This is a genomic window from Cohnella laeviribosi DSM 21336, assembly GCF_000378425.1.
Classification (GTDB): domain Bacteria; phylum Bacillota; class Bacilli; order Paenibacillales; family Paenibacillaceae; genus Cohnella; species Cohnella laeviribosi.
This window is the reverse complement of record NZ_KB899820.1, coordinates 36523-51871: the sequence shown is the minus strand read 5'-3', so window position 1 is coordinate 51871 and position 15349 is coordinate 36523. Positions and strand designations below refer to the sequence as shown.

The 15349-nt window shown below is 59.9% G+C and carries 14 protein-coding genes; 10 read left to right on the top strand and 4 right to left on the bottom strand.

Annotation, left to right across the window (positions count from 1 at the left end):
* Nucleotides 1-9: 9 nt before the first annotated feature.
* Both F560_RS0110440 and ssuD read left to right on the top strand, forming a co-directional pair.
* Nucleotides 10-879: an ABC transporter ATP-binding protein gene (locus F560_RS0110440; RefSeq protein WP_019005680.1), complete on the top strand. Its 870-nt coding sequence runs from the start codon at nt 10-12 to the stop codon at nt 877-879.
* A 16-nt stretch (nt 880-895) separates the two neighbouring features.
* On the top strand, nt 896-2023 hold the full coding sequence (gene ssuD, locus F560_RS0110435) for an FMNH2-dependent alkanesulfonate monooxygenase (protein ID WP_019005679.1): 1128 nt from the start codon (nt 896-898) through the stop codon (nt 2021-2023).
* 36 nt (nt 2024-2059) lie between these two features.
* Here ssuD and F560_RS0110430 read toward each other — a convergent pair whose 3' ends face one another.
* Nucleotides 2060-4012, bottom strand: coding sequence for a glycoside hydrolase family 127 protein (locus F560_RS0110430; RefSeq protein WP_019005678.1), 1953 nt, complete (start codon nt 4010-4012; stop codon nt 2060-2062).
* Nucleotides 4013-4140: 128 nt separating this feature from the next.
* Between F560_RS0110430 and F560_RS0110425 the strand changes: the two genes are divergently transcribed.
* Nucleotides 4141-5004, top strand: a complete 864-nt coding sequence (locus tag F560_RS0110425; protein WP_019005677.1) for an AraC family transcriptional regulator — start codon at nt 4141-4143, stop codon at nt 5002-5004.
* A 75-nt stretch (nt 5005-5079) separates the two neighbouring features.
* Here F560_RS0110425 and F560_RS0110420 read toward each other — a convergent pair whose 3' ends face one another.
* Nucleotides 5080-5859 carry an SDR family NAD(P)-dependent oxidoreductase gene (locus tag F560_RS0110420; protein WP_019005676.1) on the bottom strand — a complete coding sequence of 260 codons (780 nt, stop codon included), beginning with the start codon at nt 5857-5859 and terminating at the stop codon, nt 5080-5082.
* Between the two features lie 262 nt (nt 5860-6121).
* Between F560_RS0110420 and lspA the strand changes: the two genes are divergently transcribed.
* A complete protein-coding gene (gene lspA / locus F560_RS0110415) occupies nt 6122-6574 on the top strand; it encodes a signal peptidase II (protein ID WP_019005675.1) in 453 nt (150 codons plus the stop codon).
* 86 nt (nt 6575-6660) lie between these two features.
* On the opposite strand, the gene arfA is transcribed toward lspA, so the two are convergent.
* Nucleotides 6661-8169 carry an arabinosylfuranosidase ArfA gene (gene arfA / locus F560_RS0110410; protein ID WP_019005674.1) on the bottom strand — a complete coding sequence of 503 codons (1509 nt, stop codon included), beginning with the start codon at nt 8167-8169 and terminating at the stop codon, nt 6661-6663.
* 199 nt (nt 8170-8368) lie between these two features.
* On the opposite strand from arfA, the gene F560_RS0110405 reads away from it, so the two are divergent.
* The 5 genes from F560_RS0110405 to fucU all read left to right on the top strand — a co-directional run bounded on the left by F560_RS0110405 (nt 8369) and on the right by fucU (nt 12561).
* Nucleotides 8369-9271, top strand: a complete 903-nt coding sequence (locus F560_RS0110405) for an ArsR/SmtB family transcription factor (RefSeq protein ID WP_019005673.1) — start codon at nt 8369-8371, stop codon at nt 9269-9271.
* Between the two features lie 27 nt (nt 9272-9298).
* Entirely contained in the window at nt 9299-9982 is a 684-nt protein-coding gene (locus F560_RS0110400; RefSeq protein ID WP_019005672.1) for a queuosine precursor transporter, read from the top strand.
* 205 nt (nt 9983-10187) lie between these two features.
* Complete coding sequence (locus tag F560_RS0110395) at nt 10188-11417, top strand: MFS transporter (RefSeq protein WP_019005671.1); 1230 nt, start codon at nt 10188-10190, stop codon at nt 11415-11417.
* A gap of 92 nt (nt 11418-11509) precedes the next feature.
* Nucleotides 11510-11965: an RrF2 family transcriptional regulator gene (locus F560_RS0110390; protein WP_019005670.1), complete on the top strand. Its 456-nt coding sequence runs from the start codon at nt 11510-11512 to the stop codon at nt 11963-11965.
* A 164-nt stretch (nt 11966-12129) separates the two neighbouring features.
* Nucleotides 12130-12561, top strand: a complete 432-nt coding sequence (gene fucU / locus F560_RS0110385) for an L-fucose mutarotase (RefSeq protein WP_019005669.1) — start codon at nt 12130-12132, stop codon at nt 12559-12561.
* Between the two features lie 87 nt (nt 12562-12648).
* Here fucU and F560_RS0110380 read toward each other — a convergent pair whose 3' ends face one another.
* Nucleotides 12649-13815 carry an ROK family transcriptional regulator gene (locus F560_RS0110380; protein ID WP_019005668.1) on the bottom strand — a complete coding sequence of 389 codons (1167 nt, stop codon included), beginning with the start codon at nt 13813-13815 and terminating at the stop codon, nt 12649-12651.
* Nucleotides 13816-13974: 159 nt separating this feature from the next.
* On the opposite strand from F560_RS0110380, the gene xylA reads away from it, so the two are divergent.
* The gene (gene xylA, locus F560_RS0110375; RefSeq protein WP_019005667.1) at nt 13975-15291 is read left to right on the top strand and encodes a xylose isomerase; all 1317 of its coding nucleotides are present in this window, start codon (nt 13975-13977) and stop codon (nt 15289-15291) included.
* Nucleotides 15292-15349: the final 58 nt, after the last annotated feature.

Below are 15349 nucleotides of genomic sequence, written 5' to 3'. Positions count from 1 at the left end.
GGCATGACGATGTGCGCACCTATTGAAGCGGCTTCCGCCGCCGGTTTGGCGGAGCCCGTCCGCCCGGCGTTGTCCGCTCCGCCTTCTCGGGCGGCGGATACGGCGGGGATCCGCCTGACGGATATTTCGTTGACGTACCGGCAAGGCTCTTCGCCCGTGCAAGTGCTTCAAGGGATCAATCTCGCCCTGGAGCCCGATGAATTTGCCTGCGTGCTGGGACCGTCGGGCTGCGGCAAGTCCTCTCTGATGAACATTATGGCGGGGTATCTGAAACCGACCGGCGGCTCGGTCCGCATCAACGGTTCGCTTCATACGAAGCCGAATCCGCAGGTCGGCGTCGTCTTCCAGCACGCCAACCTGTTCCCGTGGCTGTCCATCGCCGGCAACGTCGCGTTCGGCCTGCGGATGGCGGGCGTCCCGCGGAAAGAGCGAAAGCGCAGAGCGGCCGAATATTTGGCCTTGGTCGGTCTGGAACACGCGGCCGAACTGCTGCCGCATCAGCTTTCCGGCGGCATGAAGCAGCGCGCCGCTTTGGCGAGGACGCTGGCCGCGGAGCCGAGCATCGTCCTGATGGACGAACCGTTCAGCGCGCTCGACGCGCTTACCCGGGAGTCGATGCAGCTTCATTTGCGCAGCATCTGGCAGCGGACGCGCAAATGCATTTTCTTTATCACGCACGACGTGGACGAAGCGCTTCTGCTTGGCCGCCGGATTTTGGTCATGCAGCCGGGGCCCGGGCGGATCGTGCAGAACTTTGCCAATCCGCTGTTCCGCGAGCAAAGCGGCGCGTCGTTCGACGAGCTGCGTGCCGGCAAGGAATTCGCCGCTTTGCGGCGGCAATTGATAGCTTTGATTGCAGGCGACAACACGGCCAAGTAACAGGAGGGAACCCAACATGGAAATGTTTTGGTATTTGCCCACGATGGGGGACGGGAGATATCTGGGTACCGCAAAAGGCGCCAAAATCACGGATCTGCATTACTTCCGCCAGATCGCGCAAGCGGTGGACCGGCTCGGATATACCGGGATGCTCGTTCCGACGGGCCACGCTTGCGAAGACGGCTGGGTCGTGGCTTCGGCATTGATCCAGGCGACGGAGAGGCTCAAGTTTCTAGTGGCGGTACGTCCGGGCGGCCTTTCCGTCAGCATTGCCGCCCGGATGGCCGCTTCGTTCGACCGGCTGTCGTCCGGACGTCTGCTCATCAATGTGGTGACCGGCGGCGATCCCGTCGAAATGAAGGGCGACGGCATCTTCCTCTCGCACGAGGAACGCTATGAAGCGACCGACGAGTTTCTGACGGTATGGAAACGGCTGATGACGGGCGAAACCGTTACGTTCCATGGCAAGCATGTCCGGGTGGAGGGGGCGAAGCTGCAATATGTTCCCTTCAACCGGCAGTCTCCGCCGCTCTTTATCGGCACTTCTTCAGAAGCGGGCCATAACGTGGCCGCCAAGCATATCGATACGTACCTGACATGGGCCGAGACGCCGGCAATGGTAGCGGAGAAAATCGCCGACGTCAGGGCGCGGGCGCATGCGCTTGGCCGCAAGATCAAAATCGGCCTTCGCGTTCAGATTATCGTCCGCGAAACGGCGGACGAAGCATGGGAAGAAGCCCGGCGGCTGGTCCAGTATGTGTCCGAGGAGGACGTCCGCCAGGCGCAGCGGCTGCTTGACCGGTTCGATTCCGTCGGCCAGCGCCGCATGACCCAACTGGTCCGCGAAAATCGGGACCGGCTGGAAGTCAGCCCCAATCTGTGGGCCGGAATCGGTCAGGTCAGAGGCGGCGTCGGAACGGCGCTGGTGGGCAGCGCGGACGAAGTGGCGGAACGGCTGAAGGAATATGCGGCGCTTGGAATCGATACGTTTATCCTCTCCGGTTATCCGCATCTCGAAGAAGCGTACCGAATTTCGGAGCTGCTGTTTCCCAGGCTTCCCGTCACTTATCCCAAACGCCCGGAGGCCGCGGAATGGACGCCGATGGGCGAACTGCTGGCGGAAAACATCAAGCCCAAACCGTAAGATCCGCCCGCCGCGTCTTCCACTAAGCTTGCGCCTTTAAGCTTGCGCCGTCCGGATCCAGACGGACATCTCGCCCGGCGAGCGGTTGCCCCACAGATAGTAGGGAATCGCCTTGAGCCGCACCGGCTTCGCGCGATGCCTGTACGGAAGGTACGGCGCGCGGTCGTCGGGCCACGCCGCCCCGTCGACCGCCGTGCCGTCGGCTTCGATGACGACGGCTCCGCCCGGCAGTCCGGCTTCGTACCGCTCCGACAGGCGCGGCTCCGCGGCGAGCGACAGCGAAGCGAGCGGCGCGCCGTTGTCGGCCTCCTCCAGGCAGTATACCAGCGGTCCGCGCTGCAGCGCGGCTTTGCCCGCGTTCGCCCGGATCGACGGGTGAGCGGCGATCACCTGCGGCTGCAGCGGCAGCTCCCAGCTTACGGTATCGCCTTCCGTCCATTCCCGTTCCACGAAGGCGTAGCCGCGCTCCACGCGATAGGCTGCCGGCTCGCCGTTCACCGCCAGCTTCGGCTGCCCCCCGTCGCACCATCCCGGCACGCGCAGCGCGAGGGCGAACTTCGCGGGCCCTTCCGCCTCCGGCGCCACCGCGAAGCTGACCTTGCCCGCCCAAGGCAGCTCCGACCGCTGCCTGAGCGTCACGTTTCCCGCGGCCAGCTCGAACCGGGCTTCGCTGCCGATGAACAGGTGCGCGTACACCGTATTGCGCTCGCGATCCGCCGTATAAACGTACTCGTTCAGCGAGCTGAGCAGCCGCGCCACGTTCGGCGGGCAGCAGGCGCAGCCGAACCAACGCTGCCGCACCGGCTTGATGTGGCGTTTGTCCGGATTGCGGGCGCTCGCCTCCGGCCAGACCTCCAGGGGATTTACATAGAAGAAATGCTTGCCGTCCTTGGACATGCTGCCAAGCACGTTGTTGTACAGCGCCCGTTCCATCGTGTCGGCGTACTCGCTTCGGGCTTCGAGCTGCAGCATTCTGCGCGCGAAGAAGATGAGCCCGATGGACGCGCACGTTTCCGCGTACGCCGTATCGTTCGGGAGATCGTAGTCGAACGTGAACGCCTCGCCGTGATGCGTCGAACCGATCCCTCCCGTAATGTACATCCGCTTTTCGGTCATGTTGTTCCACAGCCGCTCGCAGGCCGAGCGCAAGCCCTCGTCCCCGGTCAGCCGCGCCAGGTCGGCCATCGCCGTGTACATGTAGACGGCCCGCACCGCATGGCCGACCGCGGCCGTCTGCTCGCGGACGGGCAGATGGCTTTGGCTGTATTCCAGGTTCGGCGGGGGCGCAATCCCCGGCGTCCAATGGCTCGTGCGTCCCCGCCGTTCCCATTCTTCGATAAAGTAGTGCGGCTTCTTGCCGCGCTGATCGATAAAGTATCGGCTCAAACGCAAATAGCGTTCTTCCCCGGTCGTTTCGTAAAGCTTGACCAGCGCCAGCTCGATCTCCTGGTGGCCGCAATAGCCCGGGAGCTTGCCGGGCTCGTTGCCGAAGACGTCCCCGATATGGTCGGCCAGCCGGCACGCGATATCGAGCAGCTTGCGCTTGCCCGTTCCCCGGTAATAGGCGACGGCCGCTTCGATCAAATGCCCGGCGCAGTACAATTCGTGCGCTTCGTGAAGGTTGGTCCACTGCTTGCCCGGCTCCTTGATCGTGAAGTACGTATTCAGGTAACCGTTTTCATGTTGAGCTTTGCCGAGCCAGTCGATCACTTCGTCCGCGATTTGTTCGAGCTTCGGATCGGGATGGCCGGCCAGGGAATGACCGACGGCCTCCAGCCATTTGGCGAGGTCGCTGTCCTGAAAGATCAAGCCTCCGAACTCTCCCTTTTCGAGTCCCGCGGCAATCCGGAGATTCCGAATCGCACAGCTGGGCTCGGCCCCTTCGATTCGGTCGTTCAACGCTTCCCATTGATAAGGAATCACCGTCTGCCTCACAAGCTCCGTGTAGTCGTTCCAGAACCGATCCTGAATCCGGATTTGTCCGCTCATGCGCATCCTCCCGAGAAAAATATCAGAAATGAACTCTGTACAGACGTGATTATATTCTTCAAAATAATTAACAAATACGAACGGAATAAACCAGTTTTTATACGATTTAACACGATGGGGGCGTTGCCGTGGTCTCCGAACCGTTTGTCGCGCTTCAGGCGCCGCCGCTGCCGTATTATTTGGGAGCCGGAATCTCGCATTACCGCGCGGGAGAGCAGCATCCCAACCGCAAAAACCTGGGGCTTTTCGATTTGCTGTGGGTGGTCGAAGGGGAGCTTTATATCGGGGAAAACGGCAAAGAGTGGACGCTTGCCGAAGGCCAGACGCTGCTGCTTTTGCCGGACGGGGAACATTATGCGGTCAAGCCGTGCGAGCGGGATACGGTGTTTTATTGGGTTCATTTTGAAACTTCCGGCAAATGGGAGATGCAGCAGGCGCCGGCAGGCAATCCGCGGCAGCCGTTCGAGCAGCCGTTCAGCAATCCTTATGAGATCCGGCTTCCGCATCGCGCCGAACCGGGTCATGCGGAAGGAGCGATGGAACGGCTTAAGGAGCTGGTGCGGCTTCGGGAAGCGAATCGTTCGGTCGCGTTTTGGAAGGAGCAAAAGCTGCTGTTCGAGCTGCTTCGCCTGCTTGAGGAGAGCGTTCACAACAGCCGGATCACGCCGGCCGTAAGGCTGGCTGACGAAACGGAAGCCTATCTGAAGCAAAATTACCCGTCGGAGCTGACGAACGGGAAGCTGGCGGAGGCGCTCCATTTTCACCCCAATTACATCGTCCGCTGCATGAAGGAGCGCTTTGGCCGCACGCCGATGGAATACCTGCACGAGTACCGGCTGGAGCAGGCCAAACTGCTGCTCGTAACGACCGAGTGGTCCGTCGCTCAAATCGCCGAGCGGGTCGGCTTCCGGCACACGCCTTATTTTTCAAGCTGTTTCAAACGGCAGGTGGGCATGCCGCCGCTGCGCTACCGCAGGCAATTTCGTTCCTGATCGCGGCTGCGCAAAAAAAACCTTCGCTCGGCGCTTCTTCAGCCGCCAAACGAAGGGTTCCCTTTCGCTGCCTTCTTACAGCGCCGCTGCCTTGCCTCCGTCAATGTTCACGGAGGTTCCCGTCACATAAGAGGCGGCATCGGAGGCGAGAAACGCGATGACGCGCGCGGCCTCGCTCGTTTCGCCGATGCGCCCGAGCGGTATGGCGTGCCTGCGATCGCGCGAGAACTGCTCCCAGCTTTGTTCCGGAGCCGTTCGTTTCCACATCTTCTCGATCTGGTCGCTCCGGATCAGGCCGATCCCTACGGTATTGACGCGAATGCCGTAAGGGGCCAGGTCCCGGCTCATCGCTTTGGTCAGCGCCATTCCGGCCGCCCGGCTGACGCTGGTCGGCAGCGACGATTCTCCCGGCGTCTTGGCCGCGGAGGCGGTAACGTTGACGATGGCTCCGCCGTTTTCCTTCAGATAGGGGAGGGCGGCGCGGCTGAAGCGGATCGCTCCGAACAGCTTTAAGTCCAAATCCCGTTCCCACGCGTTCAGGTCAACGCTCTCAAACGGCGCGGCCGCCGACGTCCCGGCGTTGTTGACGAGAATGTCCAGGCGTCCGAAACGCTTGACCGTCTCCGACACCGCCCGTTCGGCGTCTTCCGTAACCGTGACGTCGGCGGCGACGGTCAGGGCGTCGGCGCCCGTTTCCTTTCGGATCGTCTCCGCGGCTGCCCGCAGCGCTTCTTCTCCGCGGGCTACAATGGCCACGTTGGCGCCTTCCTGGGCCAGCACGATAGCCGTATGCAAACCGATTCCTTTGCTGCCTCCCGTAATCAAGGCGGTTTTTCCCCGCAAGCCCAAATCCATGTTCGGCTCCTCCTGTTCCGTTCATTGTTTTATCGACCATGCCGGCATTCCGCTTCCCATATTCTCCGGTCTGTCTCGAGAACAGTATACTACAAATCCATAGGCGGCAAGAAAACGGTGAGCGGCAAGAAAGTCGGAGGGGGAAGCGGCCAGCTTGTTTGCGCTTGAGCGGCGTTTCCGCCCGAAGTCCGAAATTTTGGAAATTTTGGCGAATCCCCTATACAATAGAGGCAGGCAGGCAACAGATCAGGGAGGTGTGCCCGTGCGGTTTTATCTGACCTTTGTCCTAACCGTTCTTATCGATCAATTGTCCAAGCTGTGGGTTCGCCGCAACATGCAGGTAGGCGAAACGCTGGACGTCTGGCCGGGCGTTCTGCGTTTCAGCCATTTCGAGAACACCGGCGCGATGGGAAGCACGTTTCAAGGCTATGGGCGGCTGTTTGTGCCGCTTGCGGTCGCGATTGTCGTCCTGGTGCTGTATTATCGGCGCCAAGGGCGTTTGAGAGGGGCGTGGATGGAGCTTGGAACCGGGCTTTTCGCCGGAGGGGCGATAGGCAATGCCATCGATCGCGCCTTCATGAACAAGGTGACCGATTTTATCCAATGGGGGACGGGCCGCAGCATTATGAACGTGGCGGATCTGCTGCTGAACATCGGCATGGTCGTGATCCTGGTCTGCATGCTCCTGGGGCGGAAACGCCGGGCCGTCGCGTAAACGGCAATCGGCCCGGCAGGCCGGCCGGATTGGGACTGCAGTTGCGCAAAAGGCAACTGGAGTCCCGGGCAAGCGGAACGCTTGCCTTAAACCTTAAACCGAAGCACGTTCCAGGACGCCTTCGGCAATTGCGCGGTGAACACCGCGTCTTCCTTGGCGACGCGGGCGGTTCCGCTGACCGGCTTCACCCGGTCCGGGTTGTCGGCGGTGTTGACCGCCTTCAGATCGTCGCTCGTCAGCTCGATATGCTCGATCAGGCTGGCGTTTTCGAAGCTGCGCAGATCGATGTCGAGCCCGAGCGCGTCGGACAGATGCCGGTTGACGGCGAATACCGTCAATTCCCCGGCTTCCCCGTTATGGACCGCGACCGCCTCCACGTGCGGCACATCGGTATATTTGCGGCAGTCGTATTTCGACGACTGCACGAGCGGCACAAGCACGGTGCCGCGCCCGTACACGCTGGCGTGCATGTACGGATAGTAAATCGTCTGCCTCCAGGCGCGGCCGCCGTTTTCCGTCATGATCGGCGCGATGACGTTGACCAGCTGCGCGAGGCACGCCATTTTCACCCGGTCGGCGCGCTTCAGCAGGCTGATCAGCATGCAGCCGACGACAAGCGCGTCTTCGAAGGTATAGACGTCTTCCAATTGGGGCGGGGCGATTTGCCACGGCTCGATTTTTTTGTCCGCATCGTTCGAGTGGAACCAGACGTTCCATTCGTCGAACGACAGGTACATCTTCTTCTTGCTGCGTTTTTTGGCTTTCACGTAATCGGCGGTCGCGATAACCGTGTGGATAAAATCGTCCATGTCGAGCGAACTGGCCAGGAAGGAAGCCGTGTCGCCGTCGCGGTTGCCGTAGTAGCGGTGCAGGGAGATGTAGTCCACGTGGTCGTACGTATGCTCGAGAACCGTCGCTTCCCATTCGGGATAAGTCGGCATTTCCGTGCTGGAGCTTCCGCAGACGACCAGCTCGATGCTCGGATCGACCCATTTCATCACTTTGGCGCTTTCCAGCGCGATTCTCCCGTATTCAGACGCGGTCTTGCCGCCGATTTGCCACGGTCCGTCCATTTCGTTGCCCAGGCACCATGTCCGAATGCGATGCGGCTCGCGGTAGCCGTGCCGAATGCGCAGGTCGCTCAGGTACGTTCCGGAAGGATGGTTCGCGTATTCGACCAGCTCCCGCGCTTCGTTCGGACCGCGCGTGCCGAGATTGACGGCCATCATCGGTTCGCTTCCTGCCTTGCGGCACCAGTCCACAAATTCGTTCAGGCCGAACGTGTTCGGCTCGATCGTGCGCCAAGCCAGTTCCAGTCTTCTTTTCCGCTGCCCGATGGGGCCGACGCCGTCCTCCCAGTTGTAGCCCGAAACGAAGTTGCCGCCGGGATAGCGGACAATCGGAACCTGAAGCGCTTTCACGAGTTCCAAAACATCGGTGCGAAAACCCTGCTCGTCGGCGGAAGGATGGCCGGGCTCGTACAGGCCTCCGTATACCGCACGCCCCAAATGTTCGATAAACGAACCGAACAAACGGGGATCGACTTTTCCGACCTGGAAGTCTTTTTCGATTTTGATTTTCGCCGCGCTTGACATTCGATCACCTCGATGGAATAATAAAAACATTAATTCAAAACATTTGTATTAACAATTACATTAAACCTTACCCGCGGCAGAAAAGCAACGGTTTTTTCACGCGCCCGCAGCAAACGGTTTAAAGCGATTCAGCGGCGGCAAGCGTTACGATTCCAACCGCGATTCCAACTACGATGCCAATCAAAAGGGGAAAAAGGCGATGATTCGAGCGAATACCGACCGAAAATGGCTGCCCGTTTACGAGGCGTTGGCCAACGGCGCGCGGCTCCGGATTTTGGAGCTGCTGGCGGAACGGCCGATGAACCTCAAGGATTTGGCGCAGGCGCTTGACCTGAGCGGGCCGATGATGACGATGCATATCCGCAAGCTGGAGCAGGCCGGCCTGATCCGCACGCGGATGATCCGCAAGGACGGCGGAACGCACAAAATGTGCTCGCTCGCCGAAGACGGCGTCGAGATCGCGTTCCCGAGCAGGGAAAAAGAAGCCCGCCCCGTGCAGGAGGTTTCGGTGCCGATCGGCCATTATACCCGGTACGAGGTGTACCCGACATGCGGCCTGGCGACGAAGGACCGGGTGATCGGACAGTACGACGACGCGCGCTATTTTCTCGAGCCGGAGCGGATGAACGCGCAAATTCTGTGGTTCGGCAAAGGGTTTGTGGAATATCAGATCCCGAATTATTTGCTGACGGGTCAGAAGGCCGAAGAAATCGAAATTTCGCTGGAAATCGGGTCGGAGGCTCCCGGCGTCAACGAGCACTGGCCTTCGGACATCCATTTTTACCTGAACGGCGTGCTGCTTGGCGTATGGACCAGCCCGGGGGACAGCGGGGAAGGCAGGGGGAAGCTGACTCCGGACTGGTGGCCGGACCACATCAACCAATACGGCTGGCTGAAAATGATCCGGGTGCGGAGAGACGGCACGTATGTGGACGGGCAGCGGGTGTCGGACGTGACGATTGCGGATATTCCCGCGGCCCGCAACCACTGGACGCTCCGGCTTGCCGTGCCGGAAGACGCCGAACATGTCGGGGGGCTGACGATCTACGGGGAATCGTTCGGAAACTACGCGCAGGATATTTTGTTCCGGGTCTATACGTGATCCGATGCGACACCAGGAGGGATTCGGATGTTTAACGTTCTGTGGGGCGCGCTGTTCGTCGTCGTCAATTTCGCGTTGTTTCTGGCCTGCTACCGCCTGTTCGGCAAAAACGGCCTGTACGCCTGGATCGGCGCGGCGACGGTGCTTGCGAACATTCAGGTGGTCAAAACGATTGAGATTTTCGGCATCGTGGCGACGCTGGGGAACACCATTTACGCGACGATCTATTTGACGACCGACCTGCTGAACGAGAAGTACGGGGAAAAGGAAGCGCGCAAAGCCGTCTGGTTCGGCTTTTTTACGCTCGTCATGTCCATGATTTTGATGCAAATGGCGCTCAAGTTTGTGCCGCAGGAGTCGGACATCTCGCAGGAGGCGCTGGAGACGATCTTCGGGCTGATGCCCCGTCTCGCTTTGGCTAGCCTGACGGCCTACTTTGTCAGCCAGTTTCTCGACGTCCGGCTGTTCAGCAAGCTGAAAAAAGCGTATCCGGGCCGCAATCAGCTGTGGATTCGGAACAACGGCAGCTCGCTGCTCAGCCAGCTGGTCGATACGCTCGTATTTGCCTCGATCGCCTTTGCCGGAGTATATTCCTGGTCCGTGTGGTGGCAGATCGTGTTGAGCACGTACCTGCTGAAGTTTATCGTCTCCGCGGCTTCAACGCCGGTTATTTATGCGGCGAGGAATTTCAAATTTAAAGAGGAAGGCTGAGTTTTATTTTTTTGATTGACTTCCGATAACCTTACTTCTAAACTTTATTGTCGTATATGCAGCCCCGCGCGGTTGGCCGAAAGACGCCGGATTTGCGCCTCCCCGGATACGAATCCGATCGAACGAGGCATCTTTCGCCTGTCCGCACCGACCGGTTAACGCTCAGTGAAGTGCGGTTAAAAGCGGGCAAAGAGGAGGAATGATTGTGGCTTCGCCGTCCGTCACCCGTCCGGTTTCCATTTCGGCCGACACCGCATTGCCCGTTTTGCTGGCCATCAGCCTCGTTCATATGATGAACGATTCCATGCAAGCGGTCGTTCCGGCGCTGTATACCGTTTTGGAAAAATCGCTCAACCTGTCCTATGTCCAGGTAGGTTGGATTACCTTCGCTCTGAATATGACCTCGTCCGTTATGCAGCCGGTCGTAGGCTCCTATACCGACCGCCGCTCTTCTCCCTACATGCTGGCAGGAGGCATGGTCCTCAGCCTCATCGGCATGATCGGCATCGCCTTCGCCCCTTCGTTCTGGGCCGTCTTGCTGGCCGTTCTCTTCATTGGTCTCGGCTCCGCCATCTTTCATCCGGAAGGCTCGCGCGTCGTGTATCTGGCTGCGGGCGGCCGCCGCGGCTTCGCCCAATCCGTCTACCAGGTCGGCGGCAATGCGGGCAGCTCGCTCGCTCCGTTGATGACCTTGTTCGTCTTTGTCCCGCTCGGCCAGGTCGGCGCGGTCTGGGGCTCCCTGTTTGCGGTCGTCGCCATTGCGGCGCTGCTTGCCATTACGCCCTGGTACCGCAGCCGCCTTCACGACTTCAACGCCGGCAAATCGGCCGGAGGCTCGGCCAAGACCCGATCTGCGGCTTCCGCGGCGGCGAGCCATCCAAGGGTCGTTTTCGCCGTCTGTCTGCTCGTCTTCATCGTTTTCGCGCGGTCGTGGTATCATTCCGGCATCAGCAGTTATTATCAATTTTTCCTGATCGAGCATTACGGTTTGACAGCCAAACAGGCGCAGATTCCGCTGTTTCTGTTTCTTGCGGCCGGCGTGGCCGGAACCTTTATGGGCGGCGTGATGGCCGACCGGATCGGGATGAAAAAGATGATCGTCCTTTCCATTGCCGGAGCCATCCCGTTCTCGTTGCTGCTGCCGTATTTGCCGCTGTACATGGTGTACCCGTTCATTACGGCGCTCGGATTCATTCTGCTGTCGGGCTTCTCGGTCGCGGTCGTGTACGCTCAACATCTGATGCCGGCCAAAGTGGGAATGGCTTCAGGGCTGACGACCGGACTTGCGTTCGGCATGGGCGCGATCGGAGCGGTTGTGCTGGGCAAGGCCGCCGACCTCTTCGGCCTAACTTCCGTCATGCAGGCGATCGCATTTTTGCCGTTTGCCGGGTTGCTGGCATTGATTCTGCCGACGGACCGCCCAAAGGCGGGGTGAAGCTTGGAAAAAAAGCGCCCGCAGAATATCCTGCAGCGAAACGATAAGCTATACTTAAAGTACGAAGGATAGGAGGAACGGGGGCCATTCCGATGAAAAACGAAAGATGCGGCGGCCAGGCGACGCCGCGATGGTTCGGCTACGCGCTGCAATCGCTTGTTTATCTTGCCAAGCGGGCGGAGAACGAATCGCGCTGCCCGAGCGGCGAGATCGCGCTCACCATCTGTACGGAAGCGACGCTGATGCGGCGCATTCTGTCGCGCCTCGCCCGGGCGAACATCGTGGAAGCCAGGGAAGGCCGCGATGGAGGCTATTATTTAAGCAAATCGCCGGAAACGATTACGCTGGCGGAGGTATACCGCGCATTGGAGCTGACGGAGACGTTTTGCACCGGATTGATGGATACGACCAGCGACGGGTGGATCGGGCTTGAGATTAAGGACGCGTTCGCAGACATCACGAAGGAGACGGAGCAGCTTGTGATGACCATGCTCGAGAAGCGGACGATCGCCGATCTGGTGCGGCAGGTATACGGAGTGAAATCGTAAGCGGGCGGACTTGTCGCGATTTGTATCCGTTTACAAAAAAGGAAAAGTCCGCCATGCTTGTTCTTATCGCCGGTACGAATGAGCTTTGGAAACGCTCGGATGGAAGCCGCGCGTGGTACAATGGTTTTCGTCGATGACCTTTCTTGCGATTGGAGGATGCAACCATGCTCTACGGGATTTCTCCCTTGATTTCACCCGAGTTGTTGAAAGTGCTGATGGAAATGGGGCACGGCGACGAAATCGTGCTGGCCGACGGCAATTTTCCCGCAGCTAGCCATGCCGCGCGTCTGGTTCGCTGCGACGGGCATAAGATCCCGGAGCTGCTCGACGCCATCCTGAAGCTGTTCCCTCTGGACACGTACGTCGAGCGCCCGGCGGCCGTGATGCAGGTGGTTCCCGGCGATACGGCGCAAACGCCGATCTGGGAGGAATACCGGGCCATCATTCAACAGCGGACCGGAATCGCGGAGCCGTTCGAGGAAGTGGAGCGGTTCGCGTTTTACGAGCGGGCGAAAAAGGCGTACGCCATCGTCGCCACGGGCGAAAGCGCGCTGTATGCCAATCTGATTCTGAAGAAGGACGTCATCAAAGCCTGAGCGAAACGGGAAAAAGCCTGCCGCCTCTCCCTTTGCGGAGAGCGGCAGGCTTTTTGGTTTGCGCGTTTCCGGGTGTTCCGCGTCCCGTCACGATGTTTTCAGCCGCTCGAAAAACGACGAGATCGCCATTTCCACCGCGCCCATGACGGCGGACCGGTCGCCCAGCTCGGCATACAGCACATTCACGTTGCGCAAATGAAAGCCGAGCGCGCGCCGCTCCAACGTGTCCTTAACGGCTTCCTCCAGCCACGGCCGCGCCCGGCTCAGCCGGCCCGCGATAATGACCGCGTTGGGGTTGAACACGTTGACGATATTGGCAATGCCGATTCCGAGATATTCCCCGATGCGCTTCAGCAGCGACGCCACGCTCTCGTCTCCGGCCTCGGCGGCCGCGAGCAGCCCGTCGAGATCCTTGTCCTTGTAACCCAGCTCCGCCGCCTGCTCAAGCAGCGCCTGCTCCGAGGCGTACAGCTCCCAGCAGCCGAGGTTGCCGCAGCGGCACGGCTTGCCGCCGGCTTCGATCGTCATATGGCCGATCTCGCCGGAAAACCCGGACGAGCCTTTGTACAGGCGGCTTTGCAATATCAACCCGGTGCCGATGCCGATTCCGACGCTGACGTACACGATGTTGGAAATGCCGCGGCCGATGCCGAACCGCTGCTCGCCGAGCGCTCCGGCGTTGGCCTCGTTGTCGATCATTACGGGGAGGTTGAAGGTGCGCGACAGCGCCTCGCGAAGCGGCACGTCTCTCCAGTCCATGTTCGGAGCGAACAGCACGGAGCCGTTCCGGTCCACAAGCCCGGGGACGCCGACGCCGATGCCGACGATGCCGAACGGGCTGTCCGGCGCTTCGTCCATCAATTGCTGGATGAACGGGCGAAGCGTTCCGAACACCCGGTCCGGGTCGACCGTCGTCAGCGCCGTCATCCGCTCGCTCACCACGTTGCCGCGCAAATCGGTCAGCACCCCGCGCATATAGTTGACGCCGAGATCGATGCCGACCGCGTAGCCGGCGTCGGCCACGAATTCGAGCATCACCGGCTTTCTGCCTCCGCTGGAAGCGCCCGTTCCCGTTTCCGCAACGAGCTTGTTGTCGATCAAGTCCTGCACGAGGCTGGATACGGTCGCTTTGTTCAGGCCGGTCGTCTCGGAGATTTTCGCTCTCGATAGCGGGGCGTGGCGCAAAATCGCTTCCAGTACGATCGCCGTGTTTATGCGTTTGATCATTGCCTGATCGCCGGTAGTCATGCTCATGGCCGTCCGATTGCTCCTTAGTGCCGAATAAATGGGAATGCCTTCATCATACCACAATAACGAAAGATGACAACTTTGTTTATTCAATAGACAAACTAACTAGAGCGTGATATGCTAGAACCAGTGAAGCGATTTCAACTCTTTTAGGAGGTCCTGTTCATGAGTTATTTCCCCAACGTCCCCGAGATCAAATATGAAGGACGCGACTCCAAAAATCCGTTTGCGTACAAGCACTACAATCCGAAGGAAGTCGTCCTCGGCAAGACGATGGAAGAGCATCTGCGCGTTTCCGTCGCCTACTGGCATACGTTCAATGCGAACGGCACGGACCCGTTCGGCGCCGGCACGGCCGTCCGCAAATGGGACTCCCTGTCCCCGCTCGACCGGTCGAAAGCGCGCGTAGAAGCGAACTTCGAACTGCTGCAAAAGCTGGGCGTTCCTTTCTACGCGTTCCATGACGCGGACATCGCTCCGGAAGGCGCGACGCTGGCGGAAACGAACAAGAACATCGACATCATCGTCGCCAAGCTGAAAGAGTTCCAGCAAGCGACCGGCAAAAAGCTGCTGTGGAATACGGCGAACCTGTTCACCAACCCGCGCTACGTCCATGGCGCCGCCACGTCCAACAATGCGGAAGTGTTCGCTTACGCCGCCGCGACGGTCAAGAAGATGCTCGAAGTGGGCAAGGAGCTCGGCGCGGAGAACTACGTGTTCTGGGGCGGCCGCGAAGGCTACGAATCGCTGCTCAACACCAATATGGAGCTTGAGCTGGACAACCTGGCCCGCCTGCTGCACATGGCCGTCGACTACGCCAAGGAAATCGGCTTTGACGCCCAGTTCCTCATCGAGCCGAAGCCGAAGGAGCCGACGAAGCACCAATACGACTTCGATGCGGCGACGGCGCTGTCGTTCCTGCAAAAATACGGCCTGAAGGACCACTTCAAGCTGAACCTGGAAGCCAACCACGCGACGCTGGCCGGTCATACGTTCGAGCACGAGCTGCGCGTTGCCCGCATCAACGGCGTTCTCGGCTCGATCGACGCCAACCAGGGCGACTACCTGCTCGGCTGGGATACGGACGAATTCCCGTTCGATCTGTACAGCACGACGCTCGCCATGTATGAAATTCTGAAAAACAACGGCCTCGGCCGGGGCGGCGTCAACTTCGACGCCAAAGTCCGCCGCACGTCCTTCGAGGACGAGGATTTGTTCTTCGCGCACATCGCGGGCATCGACGCTTACGCGCGCGGCCTCAAAGCGGCGGCGAAGCTGATCGAGGAGCGCATTCTCGACGATATCGTCGAAGAGCGCTACAGCAGCTACAAGGAAGGCATCGGAGCCGAGATCGTATCCGGCAAAGCTACGCTGAAGTCGCTTGAAGCCTACGTGCTGAACCAGCAAAAACCGATCGTCAACAAATCCGGCCGTCTGGAACAAATCCGGGCGACGCTTAACGAAGTCATTTTCAGCGTTTAATACGCGCCAATTCGCATCTTGAACGGAAATACCGCCCCCCGCGCAGCGGCTCGCGAGG

What these genes read in the sequence shown, in the direction of transcription:
- F560_RS0110440 (WP_019005680.1), top strand. Translation starts at nt 10, where the DNA reads ATGTGCGCACCTATTGAAGCGGCTTCCGCCGCCGGTTTGGCGGAGCCC.
- ssuD (WP_019005679.1), top strand. Translation starts at nt 896, where the DNA reads ATGGAAATGTTTTGGTATTTGCCCACGATGGGGGACGGGAGATATCTG.
- F560_RS0110430 (WP_019005678.1), bottom strand. Translation starts at nt 4,012, where the DNA reads ATGAGCGGACAAATCCGGATTCAGGATCGGTTCTGGAACGACTACACG.
- F560_RS0110420 (WP_019005676.1), bottom strand. Translation starts at nt 5,859, where the DNA reads ATGGATTTGGGCTTGCGGGGAAAAACCGCCTTGATTACGGGAGGCAGC.
- arfA (WP_019005674.1), bottom strand. Translation starts at nt 8,169, where the DNA reads ATGTCAAGCGCGGCGAAAATCAAAATCGAAAAAGACTTCCAGGTCGGA.
- F560_RS0110405 (WP_019005673.1), top strand. Translation starts at nt 8,369, where the DNA reads ATGATTCGAGCGAATACCGACCGAAAATGGCTGCCCGTTTACGAGGCG.
- F560_RS0110400 (WP_019005672.1), top strand. Translation starts at nt 9,299, where the DNA reads ATGTTTAACGTTCTGTGGGGCGCGCTGTTCGTCGTCGTCAATTTCGCG.
- F560_RS0110390 (WP_019005670.1), top strand. Translation starts at nt 11,510, where the DNA reads ATGAAAAACGAAAGATGCGGCGGCCAGGCGACGCCGCGATGGTTCGGC.
- fucU (WP_019005669.1), top strand. Translation starts at nt 12,130, where the DNA reads ATGCTCTACGGGATTTCTCCCTTGATTTCACCCGAGTTGTTGAAAGTG.
- F560_RS0110380 (WP_019005668.1), bottom strand. Translation starts at nt 13,815, where the DNA reads ATGAGCATGACTACCGGCGATCAGGCAATGATCAAACGCATAAACACG.
- xylA (WP_019005667.1), top strand. Translation starts at nt 13,975, where the DNA reads ATGAGTTATTTCCCCAACGTCCCCGAGATCAAATATGAAGGACGCGAC.